The organism is Teichococcus wenyumeiae (assembly GCF_003696345.1).
GTDB classification, from domain to species: domain Bacteria; phylum Pseudomonadota; class Alphaproteobacteria; order Acetobacterales; family Acetobacteraceae; genus Pseudoroseomonas; species Pseudoroseomonas wenyumeiae.
Genome location: NZ_RFLX01000158.1, coordinates 1 through 1146, shown reverse-complemented (window position 1 = coordinate 1146; position 1146 = coordinate 1). Strand labels below are relative to the sequence as shown.

Sequence of the window (1146 nt, the reverse complement as noted above, 5' to 3'; positions counted from 1 at the left end):
TGATGCGCCGGACCGCTCCGAGCAGGAGGACGTTGCCGCCGAGTTGAAGCGGCTGCGGCGGGAGAACGAGATCCTTCGCCAGGAGCGGGACATCCTCAGGCGTGCCACGGCTTTTTCCGCCAGGGGCGGGGTGAGGCCCTGAGCGCCATTGGTCCGAGCGAAGGGCCGGACGGTGAAGTTCACGCTCATCGATGCGGCGAAAGAGGAATGCCCCGTGCACCGTCTCTGCCGTGTCCTTGGCGTCAGCCAGAGCGGCTATTTTGCCTGGAAGGGCCGCCCGGCCTGCCGCCGCAGCACGAGGACATGGTGCTGCTGGCCCATGTCCGGTCGGCCTTTGCTGTCCCACGGCACCTATGACAGCCCGCGGATGACGCGAGAGCTGCAGGCCAGCGGCCTGAGCGTCGGGCGCCGCCGGGACGGCCCGCCTGATGCGGGAGAACGGCCTCCGCGCCCGGCAGAAGCGGCGGTTCAGGCGGACGACCGACAGCCACCATGCCTGGCCGCTCGCGCCCAACCTGCTGGACCAGGACTTCGCGGCGAAGGGTCCCAACCAGAAGTGGGGCAGCAACATCCCCTACATCTGGACCCGCGAAGGCTGGCTGTATCTGGCGGTGGTCATCGACCTGTTCGCGCGGCGGGTCGTCGGTTGGGCCATGGCGGACCGACTGCATCGGGAGCTGGCGCTGACGGCTCTCCGCCAGGCCCTCATCAGGCGCTGCCCAGTGCCAGGGCTGATCCATCAAGCGGATCGCGGCAGCCAATATTGCTCCGCCGACTACCAGGCGGAACTCCGAAAGCACGGCATCCTGATCTCGATGTCGGGCAAGGGGAACTGTTATGACAACGCCATGGTGGAGACGTTCTTCAAGACGCTGAAGTCGGAACTCGTCTGGCGCACCATGTTCGAAACACGCCAGGATGCCGAGCAGGCCATCGGCCGCTACATCGACGGCTTCTACAACCCTGTCCGGCGCCACTCCGCGCTCGATTTCACAAGTCCAACCCAGTTCGAGAGAATGGCCGCCAACTGATCCAACGCCTCTCCACTAAATCGAAGCAAGTCCAGCCAGGTAGCGTTCATATTCGTGCCGCGCGGGGCTACCGCAGAACCCAGATCCTCGATCAGTCAGGATCCGCAGCAGCGGG

Annotated in this window: 1 pseudogene; it reads left to right on the top strand. The window is 65.7% G+C overall.

What is annotated here, in order from left to right:
- A pseudogene (locus EBE87_RS28350) lies at positions 1-1031 on the top strand (IS3 family transposase); the annotation flags it as partial.
- Positions 1032-1146 lie beyond the last annotated feature (115 nt).